This window comes from Pedobacter sp., from assembly GCF_965249885.1.
Taxonomy (GTDB): domain Bacteria; phylum Bacteroidota; class Bacteroidia; order Sphingobacteriales; family Sphingobacteriaceae; genus Pedobacter.
In genome coordinates this window covers 2462715-2484355 of the sequence record NZ_OZ252254.1, presented here as the reverse complement: position 1 = coordinate 2484355, position 21641 = coordinate 2462715, and the positions used below count along the sequence as shown (strand labels likewise).

The 21641-nt window shown below is 38.0% G+C and carries 18 protein-coding genes; 10 read left to right on the top strand and 8 right to left on the bottom strand.

What is annotated here, in order from left to right; translation table 11 throughout:
• Positions 1–19 precede the first annotated feature (19 nt).
• Positions 20–589: a hypothetical protein gene (locus ACY2A0_RS10620; RefSeq protein ID WP_461791457.1), complete on the bottom strand. Its 570-nt coding sequence runs from the start codon at positions 587–589 to the stop codon at positions 20–22.
• A gap of 177 nt (positions 590–766) precedes the next feature.
• Here ACY2A0_RS10620 and ACY2A0_RS10615 point away from each other — a divergent pair, with 177 nt between their 5' ends.
• From ACY2A0_RS10615 to ACY2A0_RS10595, 5 genes are all read left to right on the top strand, one after another.
• Positions 767–1210 carry a MarR family winged helix-turn-helix transcriptional regulator gene (locus ACY2A0_RS10615; RefSeq protein ID WP_461791456.1) on the top strand — a complete coding sequence of 148 codons (444 nt, stop codon included), beginning with the start codon at positions 767–769 and terminating at the stop codon, positions 1208–1210.
• 1 nt (position 1211) lies between these two features.
• On the top strand, positions 1212–2597 hold the full coding sequence (locus tag ACY2A0_RS10610) for a TolC family protein (RefSeq protein WP_461791455.1): 1386 nt from the start codon (positions 1212–1214) through the stop codon (positions 2595–2597).
• 12 nt (positions 2598–2609) lie between these two features.
• On the top strand, positions 2610–3569 hold the full coding sequence (locus ACY2A0_RS10605; protein WP_461791454.1) for an HlyD family secretion protein: 960 nt from the start codon (positions 2610–2612) through the stop codon (positions 3567–3569).
• A 4-nt stretch (positions 3570–3573) separates the two neighbouring features.
• Complete coding sequence (locus ACY2A0_RS10600) at positions 3574–4764, top strand: ABC transporter permease (RefSeq protein ID WP_461791453.1); 1191 nt, start codon at positions 3574–3576, stop codon at positions 4762–4764.
• A 459-nt stretch (positions 4765–5223) separates the two neighbouring features.
• Positions 5224–5370: a hypothetical protein gene (locus ACY2A0_RS10595; RefSeq protein WP_461791452.1), complete on the top strand. Its 147-nt coding sequence runs from the start codon at positions 5224–5226 to the stop codon at positions 5368–5370.
• Between the two features lie 849 nt (positions 5371–6219).
• On the opposite strand, the gene ACY2A0_RS10590 is transcribed toward ACY2A0_RS10595, so the two are convergent.
• The 4 genes from ACY2A0_RS10590 to ACY2A0_RS10575 all read right to left on the bottom strand — a co-directional run bounded on the left by ACY2A0_RS10590 (position 6220) and on the right by ACY2A0_RS10575 (position 10516).
• Positions 6220–6948 carry a hypothetical protein gene (locus ACY2A0_RS10590; RefSeq protein WP_461791451.1) on the bottom strand — a complete coding sequence of 243 codons (729 nt, stop codon included), beginning with the start codon at positions 6946–6948 and terminating at the stop codon, positions 6220–6222.
• Positions 6949–7076: 128 nt separating this feature from the next.
• Entirely contained in the window at positions 7077–7829 is a 753-nt protein-coding gene (locus ACY2A0_RS10585; RefSeq protein ID WP_461791450.1) for a recombinase family protein, read from the bottom strand.
• A 2-nt stretch (positions 7830–7831) separates the two neighbouring features.
• Positions 7832–7996, bottom strand: a complete 165-nt coding sequence (locus tag ACY2A0_RS10580; RefSeq protein WP_461791449.1) for a hypothetical protein — start codon at positions 7994–7996, stop codon at positions 7832–7834.
• A gap of 309 nt (positions 7997–8305) precedes the next feature.
• Positions 8306–10516 (bottom strand): hypothetical protein, encoded by a 2211-nt coding sequence (locus tag ACY2A0_RS10575; protein ID WP_461791448.1) that lies wholly within the window; start codon positions 10514–10516, stop codon positions 8306–8308.
• 167 nt (positions 10517–10683) lie between these two features.
• On the opposite strand from ACY2A0_RS10575, the gene ACY2A0_RS10570 reads away from it, so the two are divergent.
• Together ACY2A0_RS10570 and ACY2A0_RS10565 are read left to right on the top strand one after the other, a co-directional pair.
• Positions 10684–11661 carry a hypothetical protein gene (locus tag ACY2A0_RS10570; RefSeq protein WP_461791447.1) on the top strand — a complete coding sequence of 326 codons (978 nt, stop codon included), beginning with the start codon at positions 10684–10686 and terminating at the stop codon, positions 11659–11661.
• Between the two features lie 5 nt (positions 11662–11666).
• Positions 11667–13148, top strand: coding sequence for a protein NO VEIN domain-containing protein (locus ACY2A0_RS10565; RefSeq protein ID WP_461791446.1), 1482 nt, complete (start codon positions 11667–11669; stop codon positions 13146–13148).
• Between the two features lie 35 nt (positions 13149–13183).
• Here ACY2A0_RS10565 and ACY2A0_RS10560 read toward each other — a convergent pair whose 3' ends face one another.
• Positions 13184–13984, bottom strand: coding sequence for a DUF2971 domain-containing protein (locus ACY2A0_RS10560; RefSeq protein ID WP_461791445.1), 801 nt, complete (start codon positions 13982–13984; stop codon positions 13184–13186).
• A gap of 197 nt (positions 13985–14181) precedes the next feature.
• Between ACY2A0_RS10560 and ACY2A0_RS10555 the strand changes: the two genes are divergently transcribed.
• Positions 14182–15915 (top strand): SIR2 family protein, encoded by a 1734-nt coding sequence (locus tag ACY2A0_RS10555; RefSeq protein ID WP_461791444.1) that lies wholly within the window; start codon positions 14182–14184, stop codon positions 15913–15915.
• Between the two features lies 1 nt (position 15916).
• Positions 15917–17317: an argonaute/piwi family protein gene (locus ACY2A0_RS10550; protein WP_461791443.1), complete on the top strand. Its 1401-nt coding sequence runs from the start codon at positions 15917–15919 to the stop codon at positions 17315–17317.
• 488 nt (positions 17318–17805) lie between these two features.
• Here ACY2A0_RS10550 and ACY2A0_RS10545 read toward each other — a convergent pair whose 3' ends face one another.
• Positions 17806–18780, bottom strand: a complete 975-nt coding sequence (locus ACY2A0_RS10545) for a DUF6035 family protein (protein WP_461791442.1) — start codon at positions 18778–18780, stop codon at positions 17806–17808.
• An 80-nt stretch (positions 18781–18860) separates the two neighbouring features.
• Positions 18861–20189: a hypothetical protein gene (locus ACY2A0_RS10540; protein ID WP_461791441.1), complete on the bottom strand. Its 1329-nt coding sequence runs from the start codon at positions 20187–20189 to the stop codon at positions 18861–18863.
• Positions 20190–20463: 274 nt separating this feature from the next.
• Here ACY2A0_RS10540 and ACY2A0_RS10535 point away from each other — a divergent pair, with 274 nt between their 5' ends.
• Positions 20464–21420, top strand: a complete 957-nt coding sequence (locus ACY2A0_RS10535; RefSeq protein ID WP_461789414.1) for a hypothetical protein — start codon at positions 20464–20466, stop codon at positions 21418–21420.
• Positions 21421–21641 lie beyond the last annotated feature (221 nt).

Sequence of the window (21641 nt, the reverse complement as noted above, 5' to 3'; positions counted from 1 at the left end):
CGTTACTTGGTGAATGTGTTTAACTTTTTTCCGAATCTTGTGCATCGTCCAACGCTTGATACAGTCCTTTAACAATCTTTTCATTGCGCAAAATATCATTTACCGTCAGATTCGGATAAGCTACGAACCAGGCATCAGCAGTATGTTGATGATCCAAAATGAATTGTTTAACAGAAGGATCCTTGATGCCCGGCCAGCCTTCAACGCTTTCAAAGATCAGATCCATCAACTCCGGGATCTTGGTAGCGAAATCTTCGATGTATACGTCCCAGTCACCATCGAACGCCGTACAGAAGAGCAGTTTAGTATCGTTTTCTAAAAATACGAAACGCATGTCATGCAGTGTTCCAACAAGAATAGCTCCGCCAAAATCACCATCGATCAATTCAATGATTTTCCGGAGCCTATCTGCCCCTCCAGATTTAAGCGGTGCGATAACCGTCAATTCAGATACTTTTCCGAGTTGAAGGCCTTTCTTACCGGCAGTAGAAATTTTCAGGCCACTTTTATGTGATCCATACTTTTTTTGAGCCATAAGCAATTCCACTTTTAGCTTTAGGTCTTCAGCAACATTTTTTAAGATTGACATAATTTAAAAATTTAGTTTAACATAATTACACTTTTTATCATTAAAAAGTTTACTTTTTAATGATAAAAAGAATTTTGGTATTTTGACCTCACGATGTACATCAATATATAAGATTAAAGTTTATAGAGAAATTTGCAAAATCAGAAACTTAGTTCTAGTTTAGTTGTCTAAACAACTATGGGAGCTAAACTTACTTTCTTAGAGCAATACAACCTGCTGAACGGCCGCTTGTTAATGGACGCTTTCAGGCTGCTCAATAAAAATTTTAAGGCTGCTCAGATTGATATTACAAGAGAACAATGGACAGTTCTGGCCATCTTGTGGCAAAGGGATGGAATTGCCCAGCAAGTAATCGTAAATGAAACAGGAAGGGATAAACCTAGTACAACCCGCTTATTGAATCATTTGGAAAAATTAGAATACATCAAACGCCAAGCGGATGTTAGTGATAAGAGGACCAATCTCATCTACCTTACCACAAAGGGTAAAAAGGCAAAGAATAAAATAATGTCTGTTGTTGAAACGACTTTCGCGTTGCTCACTGACAATCTTTCTGAACAACAAGTCCAAACCGTAAGAGATGTTGTTAAAATAATTTATAGTAATATAGAAAATAGATAAAATGAGAAGATTTATACTCGCATCCTACTTGTTTTTTTGTATAGGTTCCGGAGGTCTTTACGCACAGGTCAATGTTTCACGAGCTTTAGATTCAGCAATTACTGTAGCAATAGAAAATAGTGGTACTATTAAAAACCAAATATTGCAGCAAGAAAAAGCGGGCAATGAGCGGAAAGCGGTTTGGAACAAGTACCTGCCTACCGTGTCAGCTAATGCGACCTATTTATATATGGATAATGATCTGAAATTAGACATTCCAACAGTAACACTACCCCTTACCGGCGCAAACCTTTTTGAGGGCTCCACAACATTGAGAAACAACGCCAACCTGTTTATAGCGGGGCTTACAGCCAAGCAGGTGCTGTTTAGCGGTGGCCAGATTATGAACGGCGCCAAGGCCATAACTGCGAAGAATGAAGGTAATGCTCTGATGGACGGATTAAAGAAGGACGAAATCATTAAGGATGTCATCAGCAGTTTCGATAATCTAAGGCTTTTGGTCCAGGCTGAAATGCTCATCAGGGAGAGCGAAATACGGCTTCAAAAAGAAAGGCAACGTGTGGAAAAGGCTATACAGCAGGGTCTGGCTGTGCCATATGACAGAGATAAAATAAAATTGGCTAATCTTAATCTCGATTCTAAGCGAGCCGAGATTCAAGGTAAAAGAGAATTGCTGTATCTTAAGATTACCAATCTAACAGGATTTGATAATAATCAAATAGATGCGGTTACTTATGAATTGGAGCCTATCGAAGTGAATGTAAATTTAGACGTACAAGAGAGAAATGAACTCAAAGCTATGAATGCTTATTCAAGGGCGCTTGATTTTAATCTCAAAAAAGAGAAAGGAAGCCTTTTTCCCACGGTGGGTGCTTTTGCAAGCTATAGTTATTCAAGCTTGTTCAATGCCGGCACGAGGTTCAATTTGCCCATTACAGGTAACAGAGCGGAACTATCTCTCAATCAGGCTACCCTTTCTCCCAACTGGGTGGTAGGTGGTATGGTAAAGTGGGAATTGTTCAGCGGTTTCGAACGCAAACATAAAATAGAAGCCGTCAAGATCGATCAGCAAATACTGGCCAACAAGAAAGAAGATGCGGAACGAATGATGAACCTGCAATTAAAAAATAACCTGGTAACTTATAAAGTACAGATGAACCAATTACGAATTGCCGAGCAACAAGAGAAAATTGCAAATGATAATCTGACTACAGCAGAGAAACAGTACAAGTTGGGCCTGATAAACGTTACGGAAAGAATTGGTGCTGAAACCGACATCTATGAAATGTCGCTTAATAAAATTCAGAAACTGATCAATCAGAGGCAGGCAGCATTAGATGCATACGCTGCTTCCAAACCTTTATATAATTTTATTCAAGTCAAGTAAACGATTTAAAAGATGAGTAATTATAAATCTATATTGGTGGGGGTACTTTTTATCACCGCATGTACCAATAACGAAAAATCGGGAAGTTTTATTCAGGGAAAGACTGAAAAAGAGCAAATAGCCGTGGTCGGAAAAATTGCGGGCAGAATCCAAACCATTAAGGTTAGCCAGGGAGATTTTGTCCACCGTGGTGATACCCTGGCGATATTGGACATTCCCGAAGTTGAAGCTAAACGAGCGCAGGCTGCCGGAGCAGTTACCTCCGCTAGCGCACAATACCAGATGGCACAGCGTGGTGCTACCGCAAATCAATTGAAACAGCTGAATGCAAAGAAAAAAGCTTTGGAAGAACAGTATGGATTTGCCCGTAAATCTCTTGGAAGAATGGAGGCAATGGTAAGAGATTCATTAATAGCACAACAGCAATATGATGAGGTGTTTGCTAAATATCAAGGTGCCCAGGCACAATTGATCGCAGTGGACGCAGAGATTGCCGATGTCCAGCACGGGGTGCGCAAAGAACAGCAAACGATGGCCTTGGGACAGCAGGACAGGGCCGAAGGTGCTTTACAGGAAGTCAGGGTCGCCGAGAAAGAACGTTATATTATCGCGCCTCAGGATATGACTATTGAAACAATAACACTTAAAGTGGGGGAACTGGCCCTACCGGGATACACCCTTTTTAATGGTACCTTGGACAACAGCACCTATTTTCGTTTTACCGTTCCGGAATCGCAATTAAAGAACTATAATAAAGGAGCTAATATAGAAGTTACGGTTCCTTACAAGGGCGATCTGAAAATTGCCGGCTTCATAAAAAATATCAAACAGATTGGTGCATACGCCAATATAGCTACCGCCTATCCAGACTATGATATCCAGGATCCTCTTTATGAAATCACTATTTATCCGAAAGAGCCAATTAGTGCGAAGGAAATCCTGAATAAAACAACTGTAACCATTAAAAAGTAAGAGCGTGAAGACATTTTTAAAGTTACTCAAGAGAGAATTCAAATTGTTCTGGGGAAATAGTGTTTTAAGGATTCTTTTTATCGGAGCGCCATTGATGTACGGCATCCTTTTAGGCTATGTTTATGGAAAGGGCAAGGTCACCAATCTTCCTATCATCGTGGTAGATGAAGACCATAGCACAATGAGCCAGCGTGCTATCGAAATGATAGATGACAATGAGGTGGTGCATATCATTGCAGTGAAAACGGACCAGATAGGACTCACCGAACTAAGCATTAATGAGCAAGCTGCATGCATTGTTCTTATTCCGAAAAATTTCGAAAATGACATATTAACCAAGCGGTATCCGGAGGTTACTACTATAGTCAATACGGCGAATGTATTGACTGCTAACTATGCTTCTACGGCCCTGCAAGTGGTTCTTGGAACCTTGAAAGTTGGTACACAACTAGAAGGGTTACGTAAACAGGGTATTCCTGAGAGCATGTTAATGAGCCAGTACGAGCCGTTTAAAACCACGTTCATCAAGAAGAACAACAGGGCGACCAACTACATGTATTTTTTATGGCCGGGCATCCTGGCAACTGTTCTGCAACAGGTACTGCTTTTAGGGCTGGCATTATCGTTTGCCGCTGAGTTTGAAAACAATACCTTCAGGGATCTGGTAGCGCAGACACGCAATACGTTTTCCCTGATTATGGTCAAGGTGATCCCGTATCTATTGATGAGTTTTGGTATTTGGTTGATCTATTGGCTCTTTACGCTTTGGTTCAGAGTTCCGTTTACTGAAAACCTCGGGGCATTAACCTTAGTTGCAGGCATCTTTGTCTTATCTGTTTGTTTTATAGGTGTTTTAGTAAGTATCTTGCTACCTAACCAGCTAAAAGCGACAGAAGTGTTGATGGTGATTGCTACGCCAAGCTTTATACTGTCTGGATTTACCTGGCCACTCAGCCAAATGCCGAAAGTGATTCAATACATTGCTGACATCATCCCGTTAACACATTTCCTTCCGGTATTTAGGATTCTGATCATTGAAAACGGCCCTGTACATTTAACGTATCACTATATCATTAATATGCTGATTATAGCTTCAATTTCTTTTATATTGGCATTCATTTTATTGCGGATAAAAGTGAATAAAATTAAGATGATCAATGAAACTGATAAATCCCACAACGTCCAAGATAGTTAAATTGTACTTTTTCCAATCCCCTTTTTTATATTTTCAGCGGCTAATACTCGAATAAGGGCAGCTCAAAATCAAGCTATACTTTGTATTCTTCTCAATCCAAGATCGATGTTGTGCCAGTGCAAGTTTCACTTTCTATGAGAAAAAATCCATTATTGCGTTAGACCATATCATATCCAGGATAAGTACCAATCCAAGTTCCGAATCCTTTTTCAATATTGGTCCATGCCTCCGAACGCGGTTGTGTTTTTTATGAAAGATGTCAGAGGATAAATTGTTTCCAATCTAAGAGATAGACAGTCTTGTCACCGGAAAGAGCTTCTCAAAATCAGTGGACAATATTTATTCGACATGTTCATTTGTGATGGATACACAGATATTCACATCACAATTGCCTAGCGCTATGACAAGGGGTATGTTTCCAAAGCTCTCGCTGATTTACTTTGGGGTAATGGCATTAAAATGGTAGCCAAATCAAAAAAGAAGATGAAAAATGTAAATCTAAGCCAGGATGAAAAATCATGCTTAGAAAAACAGCTATTATCGAGTGTATCAACGATGAATTTAAAAATATCTGCAAACTTCAGCATACCCGTCACCGGTCTGTAGCCAACTTCCTGCTAAATATCCTCGGCACTTTGGCCGCTTATTCATTCTTCCCTAAAAAGCCATCACTCAATATCGCTTTTGAAAATAATGACAATCAATTACTTTTAGCTGCTTAACCCGAACTAACGTTAATTATAAACCTCTTCCCTTTTTAATGCATTTAATTCTTTTTTCCGAGATTATTGTATCTTTATTTTCGTGATCAAACTCATCCCGCCTCAGGCTTTATGTCCGGATTGTCATAAACTATAGGCTCAATTGTATCTAAAACTGACAACAAGGTATCAAAGAATTTCCCGGACACTACTTAAGGAAACAACACAACACATTTGTCTCCTTTTTTTATGCCCATAAATATCTACAGAACAAACAGTTAAACACAGCTTTGTTTTAGTTCGATTTTCTGCAATAAAAAACTATTGTAATTATGTTCGTTTGATTAAAACAATAAAACAAAACCGTAATTACACTTTTTATGGTAAAGAAAGGCCACGCAATTATGAAGCCAACGGGGGCAAAAAATTTGATTATAATGATTTTAGATTGGCAGAGCTATTTTCCTAAGTGTAAGAAGAATATTCCTTGGATCGATCGGCAAATGAAAAATGCTAAAAATAAAATTGTGATTTGTGTGGAAAAGTTAAATTGGCATAGAAGAACAAGATTACACAGCGTTTAAGCAAAAAATAAAAATGGCACCAGAACCCATGAAGTTATAAAAAAAATAGAAATGAGCCTAAAGTGCTGGCTATTTTTTATCTTGATATTGAGTTGGTTAAAAAACACATTCCCAAAAAAAGATGAAGAGATTTAAGGAATGTGTTTTTAATTTCTATATTTGCTTCGTGGTTACAATATCGGGTCGCCGATAGATGCCAAAAGCATTAAATGCCTATTAAAAGAGTTCGATAAATGTAACTCTTGGGCTACCCTAGGGGAAAGCTTCTTTAAACAGAAGTTTTCCCCTTTTTTTATGCTTTGTAATTCCTTGTTAACCAGTAAGATAAAGTCGAGTGGCTCGTTGAAGTAAGCGGTTCGATGTCTGGTTCCGTCAAAACATAGATTTTCAGGATACATCGAACCAATCACCCTCCGTTGCTCGGAAACGTCGTTTTCCCTATAATGTCCACAGATGTCAGCATACTTCTCGATTACGATGTCCAAAAGATTTTCTATAGTCCTTAAACTTTCCGTTTTAGTCGGCATGTCATCCAGTTCCGCTTCCAATTGCTTGAGTTTTTGATTGCATTCAGCTTTGATGGCCTTGAAATCGTCGCTATCAATCTCGTCGTTCATCAGCTTTTTTCTCGCACTAGACAACATCGATTCCTGCAGTTCAATTTGGATGCTTATGGATTTTCGGTCATCCAGTTCGGCGTGTTTTGAACTTGCGTACAAATCGAGGACAACCATTTTAAATAGTTCACCTGCCCTCGGGTCAAGATTGTAGTCCATTAAATGATCTTCAAAATACCGATTGACCTTTTCCGCCTTAAACCTGCTGCCACATTTGCTATTGGAGCAATGATAATAATAGTACCTTTCATTTCTTCCCTTTGATGCACTTCCAGTAAGCATTCTGTGGCATTTTGGACACGATAAAAATCCCCTCAATGGAAACTGGTCGGAAGAAACGGCTTTTGTGGAAACAGGTCTCTTATTGCCGTTGAGTACATCTTGGACTTCATAGAACAGTTTTTCACTAATCAATGGTCGTGCTGTGCCTTTACGAACAACATTTCTTCTTCATCGTTTGGTGGAACGACCACAATTCCGCAATAAACGGGATTGCGCACGATTTTCCAAAAATTGTTCCTTTCACATTTTAAGCCCTTTAGGTTTGCCTGTTTTCTTACCTGCTCGATTGCGAGTATTCCCCTTGCGAGTTCCTCAAATGCCCATACCATAATATCCGCATCAGGGTATTTTGGCGAAATATATTTCTTTCCGTCTGGCCGCACTAGGTTTTGGTAGCCCTTTGGTGCCGCCCCCATCCAGCGCCCCTCTTTTCTCGCCCGTCTCATACCGCTTGATGTATTGAGTGCCCTTCTGCCGTTTTCCGCTTCGGGAATGGAAAGATAAACTGCTAGCATTACCGTACTTTCGGGGATGCTAAAATCAATTGGCTGGTCGATTGCCATTGCCTGAACATTGATGCCCCTTAACACACCTATCATCTGATAGGCATATTCGATATTCCTGCTGAACCTGTCCCATTTGATAAACAGGATGTTTATCGGCGTTTTGTTCTTTCTCTTCTTTACCGTTTCGAGCAGTTTTGTCCACTCTGGACGCTTGAAGTTCTTGGCAGAATAGTCCTCCCTAAAAATGCCCTTTACCTCGATATTGTTCTGCTCACAATGCCTTAGCAGTCTGTCTTCCTGTTCGGGCAAGGAATAGCCCTTTCTTTTCTGTTCGTCCGTACTCACACGGACATATAAATATGCCGCTGTCATCATCTTTATTTTTCCTCAAAGTATCTTTTCAGTGTTGATTTGGCCAAGATGTACAGGAAGTCAAGAATTACCTTTGCTTGCTGTTCGTCTACCTTGATGCCGTTTTTTTCAAGCAGTTTGATTGCCTGTTGTGGCGTTACGTTCCTTTTCTCCAATAACCGTGATTTCATAAATTGCTCCTTTTGGGAGCAATAATGAGACATCGCTCTTACTGATGTTGAACCACGCTGGTATAGACCAACGGTCAATTTCTAATTGACGTTAATCGACCAATGTCAGAAGTGCTTATTTAATCAATAATTTTAGGGTGTACCCTATACATGCAAATGTTTTCTTGATGCAATTTGCATTTAGTCAAATGCTTGATAGATAGTTAATTTAGCTATAAAATTAAATAAAATCAAGCGCGTTAACGATTTTATTTTTCTATATTTTACTGGTCATTAGGTAGATGAAATCTATTTGATTTCAACAAAAGACTACGCTTTATTGGCATCTTTGAAGGCAGATTTGTACGAATCAAATAGAATAAGATCACTTCGTCCCAAGTTACTGTAGAACAGATATTCTGGGACTATATTTGTGAATATTTGCTGATCTTTCCCTGATGTTGTTTTTATTATTTCGTCAAGCTCGTTGTAAACATCCCTCCTGTGATAGAATGACAATAGCTTTGTGTTTGTTTCGGCATGTAGGTTATTGATCTGTGACTGGTCCAAGTTTTGGCCTTTGGATTTGGAAAGAATATTAAAGGTTTCGGAAATTGAGGAAGTCCTGATAATGTGAGAAACAAAGGCGAGCCAGTTTTTATGGATGGGCTTGCTCGCGGCCATCTTTAAGTTATTTAACAGCCTGATGTATAGAATGGCTCCCGTATTAACATTTATTGGCAAATAGGTCGTTGTTACCGATAATGAGAGACAGCCAAAAAAAGCATTGGCAATCGTGTTTATCGTTCCGTATGTCGGAGCAGTATTACATGCGGAAAGGAAAATCAAAGGAGCATGAATTCGATGCCTTGCTATATCCTGTGGTGTCAACCTTTCATTGCCAACTATCAGGTATGAGTTCTTTGTGGCCATATCAACTGACCCGTGGCAATCGAAAATAAGTAGGTCTGGCTTGATCTCATCTACCGCCTTAACGACATCGCTGACGCTCAGGCACACCCTTGTTTGAAATCCTAAATCCTTCGAAAGATTATTTACGACAGGTTGCCAAAATTTGAAAGCGGTTTCTTCGCTTCCGAATATTACCAACGTTTTCTCGAGGATGTTTTCAGGGACCGAATATTGAAACCGTTCATTTTGGGCGAAGATTGCCATTAGCCCATTTAAAGCCGTTTCTGGAAGTCTGCACACATCATGGGTAAAGGAAAGGGGTACACCGGCTACGTCCAGCCATTCTATCGGCAGGTCTGTAATTGCCACAATTTGCCTGTTCTGCTCGATTAGCTTTTCCTTTAATCGGTCTGATATCGTACGAACTGTCAAGGCGTGGCCCAATTTTCTAATCGTTTTATTTATGTTTCTCCTGTTTCTGGGATGGCTAATAATCCCTGTTGCTTCAGTGCGAAAAAAAGATAGATTTCTGTACATTGAACTTCCTTGGTAAGGCAGTCGGACAATCGGAGAGAAATTAAACGAGGAATGTAAAAAGGCAACCGAATCAAGGTAGCTGGATTTCCACTTTGCAAAAGTGCCGAGCAATGGAATCAGTTTCTCATCTGGCATCTTATTTAGGGTGATGTAGTTCTGTGTTTGCTCAAGGCTTAGGACTTTTTTGAATTTATTTACCATTTCGGCCTCTGGTGTTGTAGCATCTCCTGTATTGATCAGGTCTTTTACGTCGGGATTCTGGAAAGGCGCCACAAGTACCAATGGTGAAAAAAATGAGTCAATTTCGTGAACCTGCTTAATTAGCTTTTCGTCATAGCATAACCAGGCGAAGTAGTCAACTTTTTTCATCTGTTCCATGATGACATCCAATCTGGTAAAAGAATCTTTATCCCTTTCAGCTGCCTCAAATTCCGAACGCACAATTCTATCGCTTTCCTCCTGCGAATAAGTTTGTTCCATATCCTCATTCTGGAAATTACCCACGATGGAATTTGTGATGCAATAGTTTGATTGGGCGGGCAAGAATTTAGGGTATTCAAAAAAATCTTTCCCCTGTAGAGAAACATAGGGAGCTATATCCTTCTTGGGGAAGCCCATTGCGGAAAGTATGGCATCGTGATTTCTGAACAGAAGGTCGGTGAATTCTCCCGGAGTATTTACAATATTCCCATTCGGCCATTCAAAAGTGCCCTCGATGTTGAAAAAGTGATAATATCTGAAATCCGAGTGGTTGTTTTTTAAAATCTTCAAAACTTTTGGCAGTTCTGACAACTTGCAATCGACAAATAAGAGCGATACTATTGTCTTTGGCAAATCTTTTAAATAGCTTTCAACGTTCTTAGGGTATATTGTTCCAAACCGATATGGATTATCAACCCCTGTACGTCGGCATAGTTCATAATAGGTTAATGCTTCGCCGACCTGAATGAGGTCTTTTGGGAGATGGCGTATAAAATTGATTATCCCTTGTTCGATTTCCCCTGGAGGGAGAAAAGGTACAAAATATTTGCTTTCGTCTGTCAACAAGAGATATTGTATTTCTGTCAGTTGACTATTTCTTGGTCTGATCATGAGGTCGTTTTAGTCCAAGATATAAATTATCATGTTAAATATCGCTAGGATGGTAGGGGTGTATATATCTTCCGTGATGATTTTTTTCGCGAATGACTTTTTGCCATTGGACACTTTTAATACTGGTAAATTCTATAATTTGCGGTATAAAACTCAAATGTATTTTTATGTACGACTACAACGCGCTTACAAACAATCTGGTGTCCAATGGAACAATTCCCCAAGCTGACATCTACGACTATTCAAACGATGAATTGGCTATAATTTTTGAACGCTATTTTCAATATTGTCAGAAAGCACTTAGTGAAAACAGCCAAGATTATGGAATACAGCCATCTACACTCTATTTCCGAAATGATTTTTCGGTAAATGCTGCCGCTGGAAAAATACAGGACCATTACATTGTCCGTGTTCACATGGGCCTTATTGTAACTTTGTACAATAAGTTTTATGCCGAAAATGATCTCTTTGACCAAGATGAATCAAAAGAAATTTATAAAGTTCTGGCTTCATCATTTGACGTGCCGATCGGTTATGTAATGTTTCAACTGGCTACCTATTTGACATTTTACCATGAACAGGCTCACCTAATACAACGGTCTCCATTGCTAACCTCATTTTTAACGGAATACAATGCGGCTCCAAACCCATCCAATTATTCTAGTCTAAAGCATTCTCTTGAGTTTGACGCAGATTTGCACGCATCGCATTGTTTGATTTTCGTTCTAAAGGCATTCTGGCAAAAACTGCCCAGCCAATATCATACAATTGAATACGCTAGTGAACTGCTAGCTCTTGCACTGGGAAGTGCATTTACGTATATGATGTATCTTGAAGAAGGATATTCAAATATCTACTACAAACAAGGAACCCACCCGCATCCAATAATAAGGATTACATACATGCTTGATGCTATGATGAGAATTGCAGAAATAAATTTTGACGGTATTAAATTGGACACAAACAAAATTCTCAGCCAAGGATTTAAGATCGCTTCGGCCTATTGTGAGATTGGTTTGCAACGTGATATGGTCGAAGCCTATGCCAGCATGCTCTCTTCAGAATATCCAAAAATCGAAAATTTTATCAACACCGTCTTAATACCTGAATCGGATTCCATTCCTTATCTAGTGAAAAATCGATAAAACTCATGAATAACATAGTAAGAGAATATCTCATACAAGCCGCAAGAGCTAAAGAAAAGTTTGTCTTTTATAGTGACGTAGTAAAAGACTGTGAATTGGATTTTGATTTAAGTAATGAATATGGGCAACATCAACTAAGTGTTGTACTGGGAGAAGTTTCTGAGTTTGAAAACAAACACAAAAGGCCACTCTTAAGTGCAATGGCGATTTATAAGGACGAAAAAAAAAATGATCATGGAGACGGTTTCTATAAGCTGGCGCAAAGTCTGGGAAAGGGTAAGATAAAGCAATTACGAGATGAGCTTTATGCGTTTGAAGAAGCTAACGCATGTCGAGAATTTTGGCAAAATGACAAAAACTATCAATTGTATTTCAAAATTGCCGAAACCACAGCCCCTGCAAATGAACCAGAATTCTTCACTTTGGAAGAAATCGATTTTTTTAAAAAGTGGCAGTATAAATCTTATGATCCAAAGCAAAGTGAGCATGTGAATGCAAAGAACAAACTCATGAATACAGTTTGGAACAAAAGCATTTATTTGGGCAAACAGATAGTAGATCGACTTTCTGGCTTTCATTCTGAGGGTAAAAAAATTTGGCACCAAAGAGGATGGACTAAAACTGACGGAATAAATGTCCAAGCGGCAATCTTTAAACCATACACTTGGATTAAGATTTATCGTAATACTGATAAGGGCAAGGATATTTTTTTTACGTTCGGCATTGATGTATATCCTGAGACAAACGCATTCGTTTACAAGATTGACCTCCAAAGGACACGCCATTCCAATTTGGATGATAAACAAATTCGGCTAGCGGATACACTTATACCTCACTCTGCAAAATGGAACACGATACCCTTTGATGAACTTTTGGACAGAGACTGGAAATCGCTCATTGATATGTGTGTTGAATTTATTCGAGAAAACCTAGAAAAATATGACGCCATTACCGATGCTCTTTGGGGTGCAGATATCCCTTCGGAATTATTCAAAAATAAACTGATTTTCCGTGACAAACCGCAATGTGGCAAAACTGAGCTTCCTATACCAAAAAATACTTTTGAACCAATTGAAATCGATTTTATAAAGAAAGCAAAAGAACAGAAGGATTTAGGAGATGCGGGCGAGGAATTAGTAAAAGAATATGAGATTGCCGAGCTTCACTCGAAGGGAAGATATGATCTCGCTAAACTGGTGGAAATTGTGAAAGATGGAATGGGCTATGATGTTATCTCTTTTGATGAATTTGGTGCTGAAAAATACATTGAAGTAAAAACAACGACAGGGAACGAATATTCACCTTTTTATCTTAGTAATAATGAAGTCGAATTTGCAAGATCTCGAATAGGTCTATATCAAATTTACAGGATATACAAGTATGATGCTGAAAGCAATTTCGGTGAGTTCTTTAAGATATCAGGCGAATTGGAGGATCAATTATTATTTAAGCCTGTGAGCTACCAAGTTTTTTTGAAGAAGGAATAATCAGTTCTCCTTCTTCAAAGGCTTTATTTACGAAACTACATATCGAATCTCAAATCAAGCTTTGGTATTTGATAGAGCTTTGACTTTTCAATGGGATTACTGTAGCCCAAAGCCCTGATTTCATTTACCGCATTGCTGTAGGCATCAGCATTTTCATCATCCATACGTGGGTCAGCCAGTATTTCCTCGAACAAATCGTTAATGTCAATAGGATATTCGTGAGCCTTTTTTGAGGTATCATACCATTCATGATGTCCAGCGAATATCAAACGCAATTCATTTTCATGACTAAACTCTGTCCGTTTTATTAATAAAGTTTGGATATTCCCCTTTCCAGAGTTATCTAAAAGAATTGATTTTAAAGTGGATGGGTCTTCAAAAAAAGCTTTGATGTCATTCTCGGGCTCGTAAATAATTCTTCCCAGATAAAATGAAATGATGGCCCATTTAAATTTTGGATCGTAAAAACTATCCCAAAGTTTCCTAATTGTCGTTTTTACCCTAAAACCATCTTTTCCAGGAGAATATATGCGCCACAAGGCATCAGTTTCATTCACAGAAAATGTCCAGCATTGCCCATAGTAATTTTCCCGTATGGTATCAAAACTAACTGTACGACCATCCTTCATACGAGCATCTGATTTAAGTATAAAATTCTCAAACGGATCATCCCACATAGCAGGTTTTACCAACGAATTTTGTTTTTTGGTTAGCGCTTCAATTAGCCATCTTTTGGAATATACCCGGTATATCGGTAGATCCAGATCCGCTTCGCTAATCCTTATTAAATTTCCAGACTTAAAATGTAAGTTTTCTTGCTCTTTGTCTATTGACATCTTATTTTGATTTGATGTTTACTAATATATATAATCTTGTCAATAATATTTTCCATTTATAGATCCAGCTTTCACTTGTTAATATTTGATTATTAGTTAATATGTTGAAAAATTGAATTATAGCTCGAATAATTTTTAGAGAATTCTGTGTTAACTTGCAGAATTAAAATGTGTTTAACCATCTATAAACTTTCTCATTGGCAATACCATTATCAGAATTCGTCAAATTTTACCCACTAAGGGCAAGTAGTTTGGCATGGCTCTTTGGCGCAGGGAGTTCGGTGTCTGCGGGAGTTCCCTCGGCCTACGATCTAACCTGGGATTTCAAAAGAAGAATATATTGTGCCGAACAATCATATCCTTTGCAACTATTTAGTAATCTAACAGACATAGGCATTAGAGAACAAATCCAGAACTATTTTGACACACAGGGAAATTGTCCTGCTTTTGATAGTTCTGAAGAATACTCTTACTATTTTGAACGGGCATTTTCATCGCCCAGAGATCGTAGTGACTATATTGCTAAACAGACTTCCGGTATGCAGCTTACGTACGGACACAAGGTCATGGGCGTATTGATGAAGAATAGCCACCTCAATTTAATATTCACGACAAATTTTGATAAAGCATTTGAGAATATTGCAAGTTCCAATTTTCAAAAACTGGAAAGCTGGTATGCAGCGGACTTAGACAGTGGAGATAACGGGATAAAGTTTTTCCAAACAGGAAAACGCCCACTAATCGTTAAACTACACGGAGACTATTTTTCAGACAAGATCAAAAATACCACAGAGGAACTCCAAAATCAAGACAAGAGATTGAGAGATATTTTATCCATTTCGCTAGATACCAACGGACTTTGCGTAATGGGATATAGTGGTCGTGATAAATCGATAATGGATGTCCTACATGAATCTGTAAAAAAAACCAGTTCGTTCTCAAATGGTCTTTTTTGGTTTATAAGGTCGGGAAGCCAACCACTACCAGAAGTTCAATCTCTGATAGATGAGGCGAAAATGAATGGAAAACAAGCTGAAATCATTGAAATAGAAACTTTTGATACCGCTTGGGCAGATATAATAAAAGGCTTTGACAATATTTCAAATGACGATTTTGATAGCCTTAACAAACATTACCATAGAATAAATAATCAACCACTACCAGATGTAGGCAAGAAATACCCCTTGCTCAGATTAAACGCAATACCTATTTTGGAGTATCCCGCGACAGCAAGATTATACAAGTGTAATGCTGGTAACACTAAGGATGTTAAAGAAAATATCACAAAAAGCGGCTCCAAAATATTAGCAATCAGAAAACAAACTGGCATTGTCGGTTTTGGACCAGATGACGATTTCAAAAACACATTTAAAGATTATGGAGAATATGATACTGGACTTTTCCAAGTGACCGAAAAAGACCTGATGTATGATGACTCTGCAATGAAGGGATTAATCACGACATGTCTGCAGAAGGCTCTTGTAGATGGAAAACCCCTCAGGTCATCAAAGCGTAGGGATCGCCATTTCATATTTCCCGATCCAAAAAAGCTTTCCGACCCCATCTTTAATCCTCTCAAATCGGTATTAACAACTATTTCTGGCATTGTACCAAGGTCAAAATTAACATGGGTTGTAGCACTTGAAATAAATATACAATATGTATTGTCGAAACCTTTATTGGTACTCACTCCAACGGTGATAGCATCCAAGGCATCCGAACGGTCCGAAAGTAAACTGGTTGCCCCATTTGTAAAAGAATTCACAGCAAGATGGTATAACCAAAAATATGACTCTCTCTTAAACAGTTGGCTGGACGTCTTTTTTGGATCAAATAAGGAAATAACGATTACTGCATATCAAAGACCAATTACAGGTATAAATGCTAGATTCACACTTTCACGAAGCACTGCGTTCACTAGAATAAACTAAAATGGAATTCCCAGCATATCAAGTTATACCAGAACCTAAACTTAGCTTTGAAGCTTTGTCAAATACGCAAGACATTCATCCCCTACGAGGCTTGAAATCTTTCAATCCATATTCAAGCAGATTAAATCCAATCAGAAAAATAAGAGTTGCTGCCATATATCCAGAAGGCTCTTATAATATACTTGAAAACCTTGTTCGCGAACTCCATTCCGTACAGGCACCAAAGGAAAGAGCGGCCTATTTGGAAGAATTCACCGGAGTAGAGGCTATATTTAAAACGAAAGTTGAACTGGTCCAAGAAAACCTTTCAATATCTTTAAGGACAGAGAATGTTTTTAAGGAGGGTGTCGAGCCATATATCACATTAAGCGAAGCAATTAGTGCAGCAATAAGAGAAATGGCTAAGCGGATTTTGGACTATGATGTCCTAATGATCTATTTGCCTGAATACTGGTCGGCAGGATTTGATGATTCAAAAACTGGATTTGACTTACATGATTTTATCAAAGCAACGACGGCAATGCAAAATGTAGCAAGTCAGGTTTTAAGAGAAAGTAGTGCAATAAAATACAAGTGTAGATGCAGCGTAATGTGGCGACTATCTATCGCATTGTATGTAAAGGCCGGCGGTATTCCTTGGAAATTATCGTCAATCGACCAAAACTCAGCTTTTATTGGCCTTAGTTATGCAACAAGGCTTAATCCAAACACCAATCAATTTGATTTTACAACATGTTGTAGTCAGGTTTTTGATGCTGATGGAACTGGATTGGAATTTGTAGCCTATGATGCCACTGAAATCGAAACAAGAGTAGGTGAAAATCCTTTCTTATCTAGGGCAGAAATGAGAAAGCTAATGTCAAGGAGCCTAGAGCTTTACCAACGAAAGCATGCGGGTAGAAGGCCAGAAAGATTAATTGTCCACAAGACGACTCATTTTACTAAAAGTGAGATCGATGGAGCTTTCGACGCTATTCCTGGTAATATTAATTTAGAGCTCTTGCAAATAGTTCAGGATACCAATTGGAGGGGAATTCACTACGTTGATAGATCAGGAGTTAAACGGGCCGACAATTTTCCGCTGAATAGAGGCACATACTTTCAGATAGGACCTCAAGAGGTACTGCTATGGACTCAAGGAAACGTTGTACTCAACAGCAAGAACTTTTTCAAGGAGGGCAAAAACATCCCATCACCAATATTGATTAGGCGGTTCGCTGGTGACGGAGGATGGGATAGAAATTGTCAGGCGATACTAGGGCTTACAAAAATGAACTGGAACCATGATGCATTGTATGATCGTTTACCTGTCACATTAGGGTATGCACAATCCTTAGCTACCACCATAAAAAGGATGAACAAGCTGATCAATAAACCATATGAGTTTAGATATTTTATGTAATGGTCTATAATTGTAAAAAATGTGGAAGTGGTAGATTAAAGATAGATCAAACATATCCCTATCATGATATTTACGAATGTCAAGGTTGTAATCATTCCACGCATACACGTATTGAAGATTGTTGTCGTAAACCGTTCCCTATTACGGCCATTATCAGGTATGACCATGATAGGTATGCTTTATATCACCAATGTCTAACTTGTGGCGGTGCCGAAAAAACTAAACCTCTAAAATCGAAAGATTATAGCGAGCGAATAAGAGGTGATTTTAATCAAGATCGATTTGAAGAATGGAAAGCTGAAAAGAGAGAAGAAAGTAATATGATTTATGAAAGTCTCAGGCATGCTAATTACAAAAATACTAACGCTTATAAATACCATGCCTATCTTCAGTCTGATGAGTGGAAAGCAAAAAGAACATTGGTACTAACCCGAGATAATAATCTGTGTCAACTTTGCAAAACTGAACCAGCCTTAGACATACACCATTTAAGATATGATAATCTTTATAACGAACCGCAATGCACACTTTGCCTTGTAATTGGCTATATTATTTTTTTCAATTTCTTCCTGCTCGACCTTTTTATTCTCTAGAAGTTCTGTTAATACCTCTTTTTCCTTTACCGAATCATAAAAGCACACTTCTTTCTTTTCTATATTGAACCGTAACTGGCCTATACTTATAAATTCAGAAACCCATTTTTCCTTAATGATGTCATGCTTTATTGAGAATCTCTTATAATAGCATCTCAGGACAAGCCTGTTTTCAATTCTTGATTTCTCCTGAGCATCGATATCGAACACGTATACATTAAATGAATTGTTGTAATAGACATCCTTTTGCGTAAATTGCTGCAAATGGCTCTCTATCGAAAAGTTTGGAAATATCCAAACTAAATAAACACCTCTATCTCTGTAGAATAACGTTCTGGCGACAATGACGGAAAGAAACGTGGTAGATAATTGGAGTTCAAACGCAATTTTTTTATTTCCTAGCTCAGCCATCACATCGGGCTTCTTCCATTCCTTTGATACAGCAATATCTTTGTAGACTTTTTCCGTCTGAACGGAAATGATATTGTCTTCCATTTCCAGATAATGAGCGATTTTATTTTTTAGCTGCTCGTGTAGGTCACTTTCTTTCTCTCCATTATACTTAATGCACCTGATTTGCTCTTCGGTGAGGTGATGTTTCGTCTTAATGATACAATCATCGCTTCTAAAAGTGTGGGTAAGGTAATAATCTTTCCTGTTGAGATGACCCCTAATTCCTATGGGCTGTTTGCAATATATGCACACATATGTAGCCTTGTCTTGTTGAACTTGTGCTTGGATTCTTGAGCGCAATTGAAATATCTCAGCCTCTCTTTCTAATGAGTTGCGAAATATTTCATTTACGTCCAGTATTTCACCTGTTTCTAGATTAAGTACGGTTTCAATAGTTCTCGTGATTTCCTTATCCATCTAGTTTAATTGCAAAACTGTAAATTACGAAATTTCGCTAAAACAAATTTATGATAATGACGAAGGTATCACTTTCCTAGTTAAAGCTGTCTACGAATTGCTGAGACTTCATTGATCAATCTCACAGCATCGTAAAAATAGCTTTGATCGCCTATGCTAGATTTCTTGATAAGTCGTCGGATGCGACGGTCCTTCAATTCGTTGACGACGGCTGTTGAACCTAATTGCTTTCTGTTTTTTATCAGATAGTAAAGGTTAAATACGATATCAGGAGCTGACAAAGCAATTTTGATACCAGACAGGATGTTGCCAGCTACAGGGATAAACCCTGCTCCATCCAACAGGAAAGAAGTACCATTTGTAGCTACTGTTTTCATACTGTTTTTTCTGTTCCCCCTGAGCACTTGATCTCTTGCAACTTCATCAAAAGCTTTGCTAAGCTGTTCTAGAATAGCAATCGGTTTCTCCATTGATGTAAATGACAAATCTTTCTCAGGTAGGCTTATAAGCTCCAAGGTGTTTTTGATAAGCTGGTCATAACCAAGAACAAATTCTGAAGTCAACAGTCGCTGCTTTATTTGGTGAATATCTGAGTAATGGAGATGGTCGAGCGTTTCGGTACTCACAGGCTTCATTTCCAGCAGGCAGAAAAGCCGCTCAAAAACAAGTTTAAGAAATACCTCCCTCTCAGTCAACATAATATTCTTCCCCGACAGCTTCTGAACGGAATAGTCAAGATACGATGTCACCGGAAGACTACATTCAAGATCTATTGAGTGCGCACCAATCCGATGGTATAGCAAATTGATATAGTTTTTGAATATTGCTTTGTTAAATGGAGACCATTTACTTACTGCTTTTTGGAGAATATAGCGATTTACTCGCTCCGAATCATTTATAGCCAATATCAATAGCTGGATACTTTGTTGATCAATGTTCTTGAAACTGGAGTTTAGGATGCTATTCGGGTTATTTAATGCGATTAGAAGGTTTGTTTTAAAACGATCCATAGTTTCAGTACTTTCCCAGCGTATTGTAGCGGGAATATATTGGTTAAAAAAGCTAATCATTTCCCGTTTTTTTTCGGAATCTATTTTAGTTTTACTTCCGACTTCGTAGTTTGTAAGAAACTCCATAGGATCCGTTACATTGCTTCTTTGAGCAGGTATTACAAGGGATTTCTCAAGAATGAAAGGATTTTTGGAAAGAAAGTCGAACATTTGCGGCGTATAAAGATGAGAGACGGGGCAAACGATATTGCTTTTCGACAATAACAATAATTTGAAAGTGCGTTCAATCTCAGATATATATACTTCTTTATTACGTTTTGAATTTAACAGCAAGTAATCAAAACCAGTGAAATATGCTTTTGAGCCTTGAACATCCGAAATCTGATATACTTTTGGCATGTTGAGAGAAATTAATAGTTGTCTTAATTGTGAATGTGAGCAAGCAAAATTTCCATTAAACTAATGGTTGCTTTTTACCTTACAAAAGGTATGGTCAATCCAATACAAGTTACTAAATTTCTATGGCCTTTCTATTATCAAAAACTTGAAAATGTGTTAGCCATTAAGATATATATGCTTTTTTGCTGTAATACTCTCAAAATCTTGCTAAAACTTATTTAATATATATAAAATCATTGTCGAAATTTCTTAGATTAGACTTAAATAATTAATCATGAAAAAAATTTTCGCTCTTTTAATTGTATTTTGGCCATACATTTGCTGGTCTCAGGTAACCCCGCCTTCTAATGTTTATTTTTCCATAAATGAAGTCAGTGGAAATGGAGATCCCAATACTACAGTGAAAATCGACAGAAATGTTGGGGGTTTGATGGGATTCCCAATCATTAGCATTGCAGTAAACATAAACGGATATTTTAAATATACATTTGAGAGTCCCTTGGCAATCAAGCCCGGATCACCTGCAGTACAACCAAAGATTTCAATTTGGGCAGAGAGTACCACTGGTATAGAATCTGTAAAAGTTGAATATACTGCGCTTGAATCTAGCGAAGCACTGCAGAAAATAATAAACGGGAACTTATTGCTTCCTTCAAATAAGGCTAAAACAGTTATCGTAAATCCTGACATAGATGGTGGGCAGCAACCCAGTACCACATTCAGATATAAAGTAAAAATGTTAAATACGAATTTCACAATCCCTTTGGCGAGATTTAATTTTGTAGGTGATCAATCAGGCTCAAAAAAGGGAGAAATACTATTGTTTAATTCAATTGGTGCAGGAATAGGGGTTAGTTGGGGTGAGATTGAGAAAACTTCGGATGCTAATGGATCTACAATCAACACAGATTTCACAAATACATTTGGGCTGCATCTTGGATTATTATTTTCTTCTGGCAAAGATGGCTCAGAACAAAAAAATATTTTTGCTCCGACATTTGCCGTTAGCGTACTAGACTTCCAATTTGGTTTAGGGTACGAACTTGGTACTACAGCTGCTTTTCAGAAAAAAGCATTTGTAACATTAGCGTATGCTATACCCTTATCAAAATTGATAAAAGGTAAGTACTACATCTTCACTGCTTCTAAAGGTTATAATTCTACGAATCCTCTATCTGGAAAAAGCCCATCTGAATCAAATAGAACCTCAAAAAATATATTCATCAATTAAATGCCTTATTTTATTTATAAGGTAACTAAAAAAGTGGGTGAGGTTATATGCTACTGGCTAAAAGGTTTATTCCAGAGTTAGACCGACAAAGCTAGACAACCTAGGTGTAGGTATTAAATTGTTTTTTAGATAAAAATTATCTACAAGAAAATCAAACATTTAACATATTGAGCGATATCCATCTCTTTACTTTTAGTACAATTACTTATATTTGCACCGTT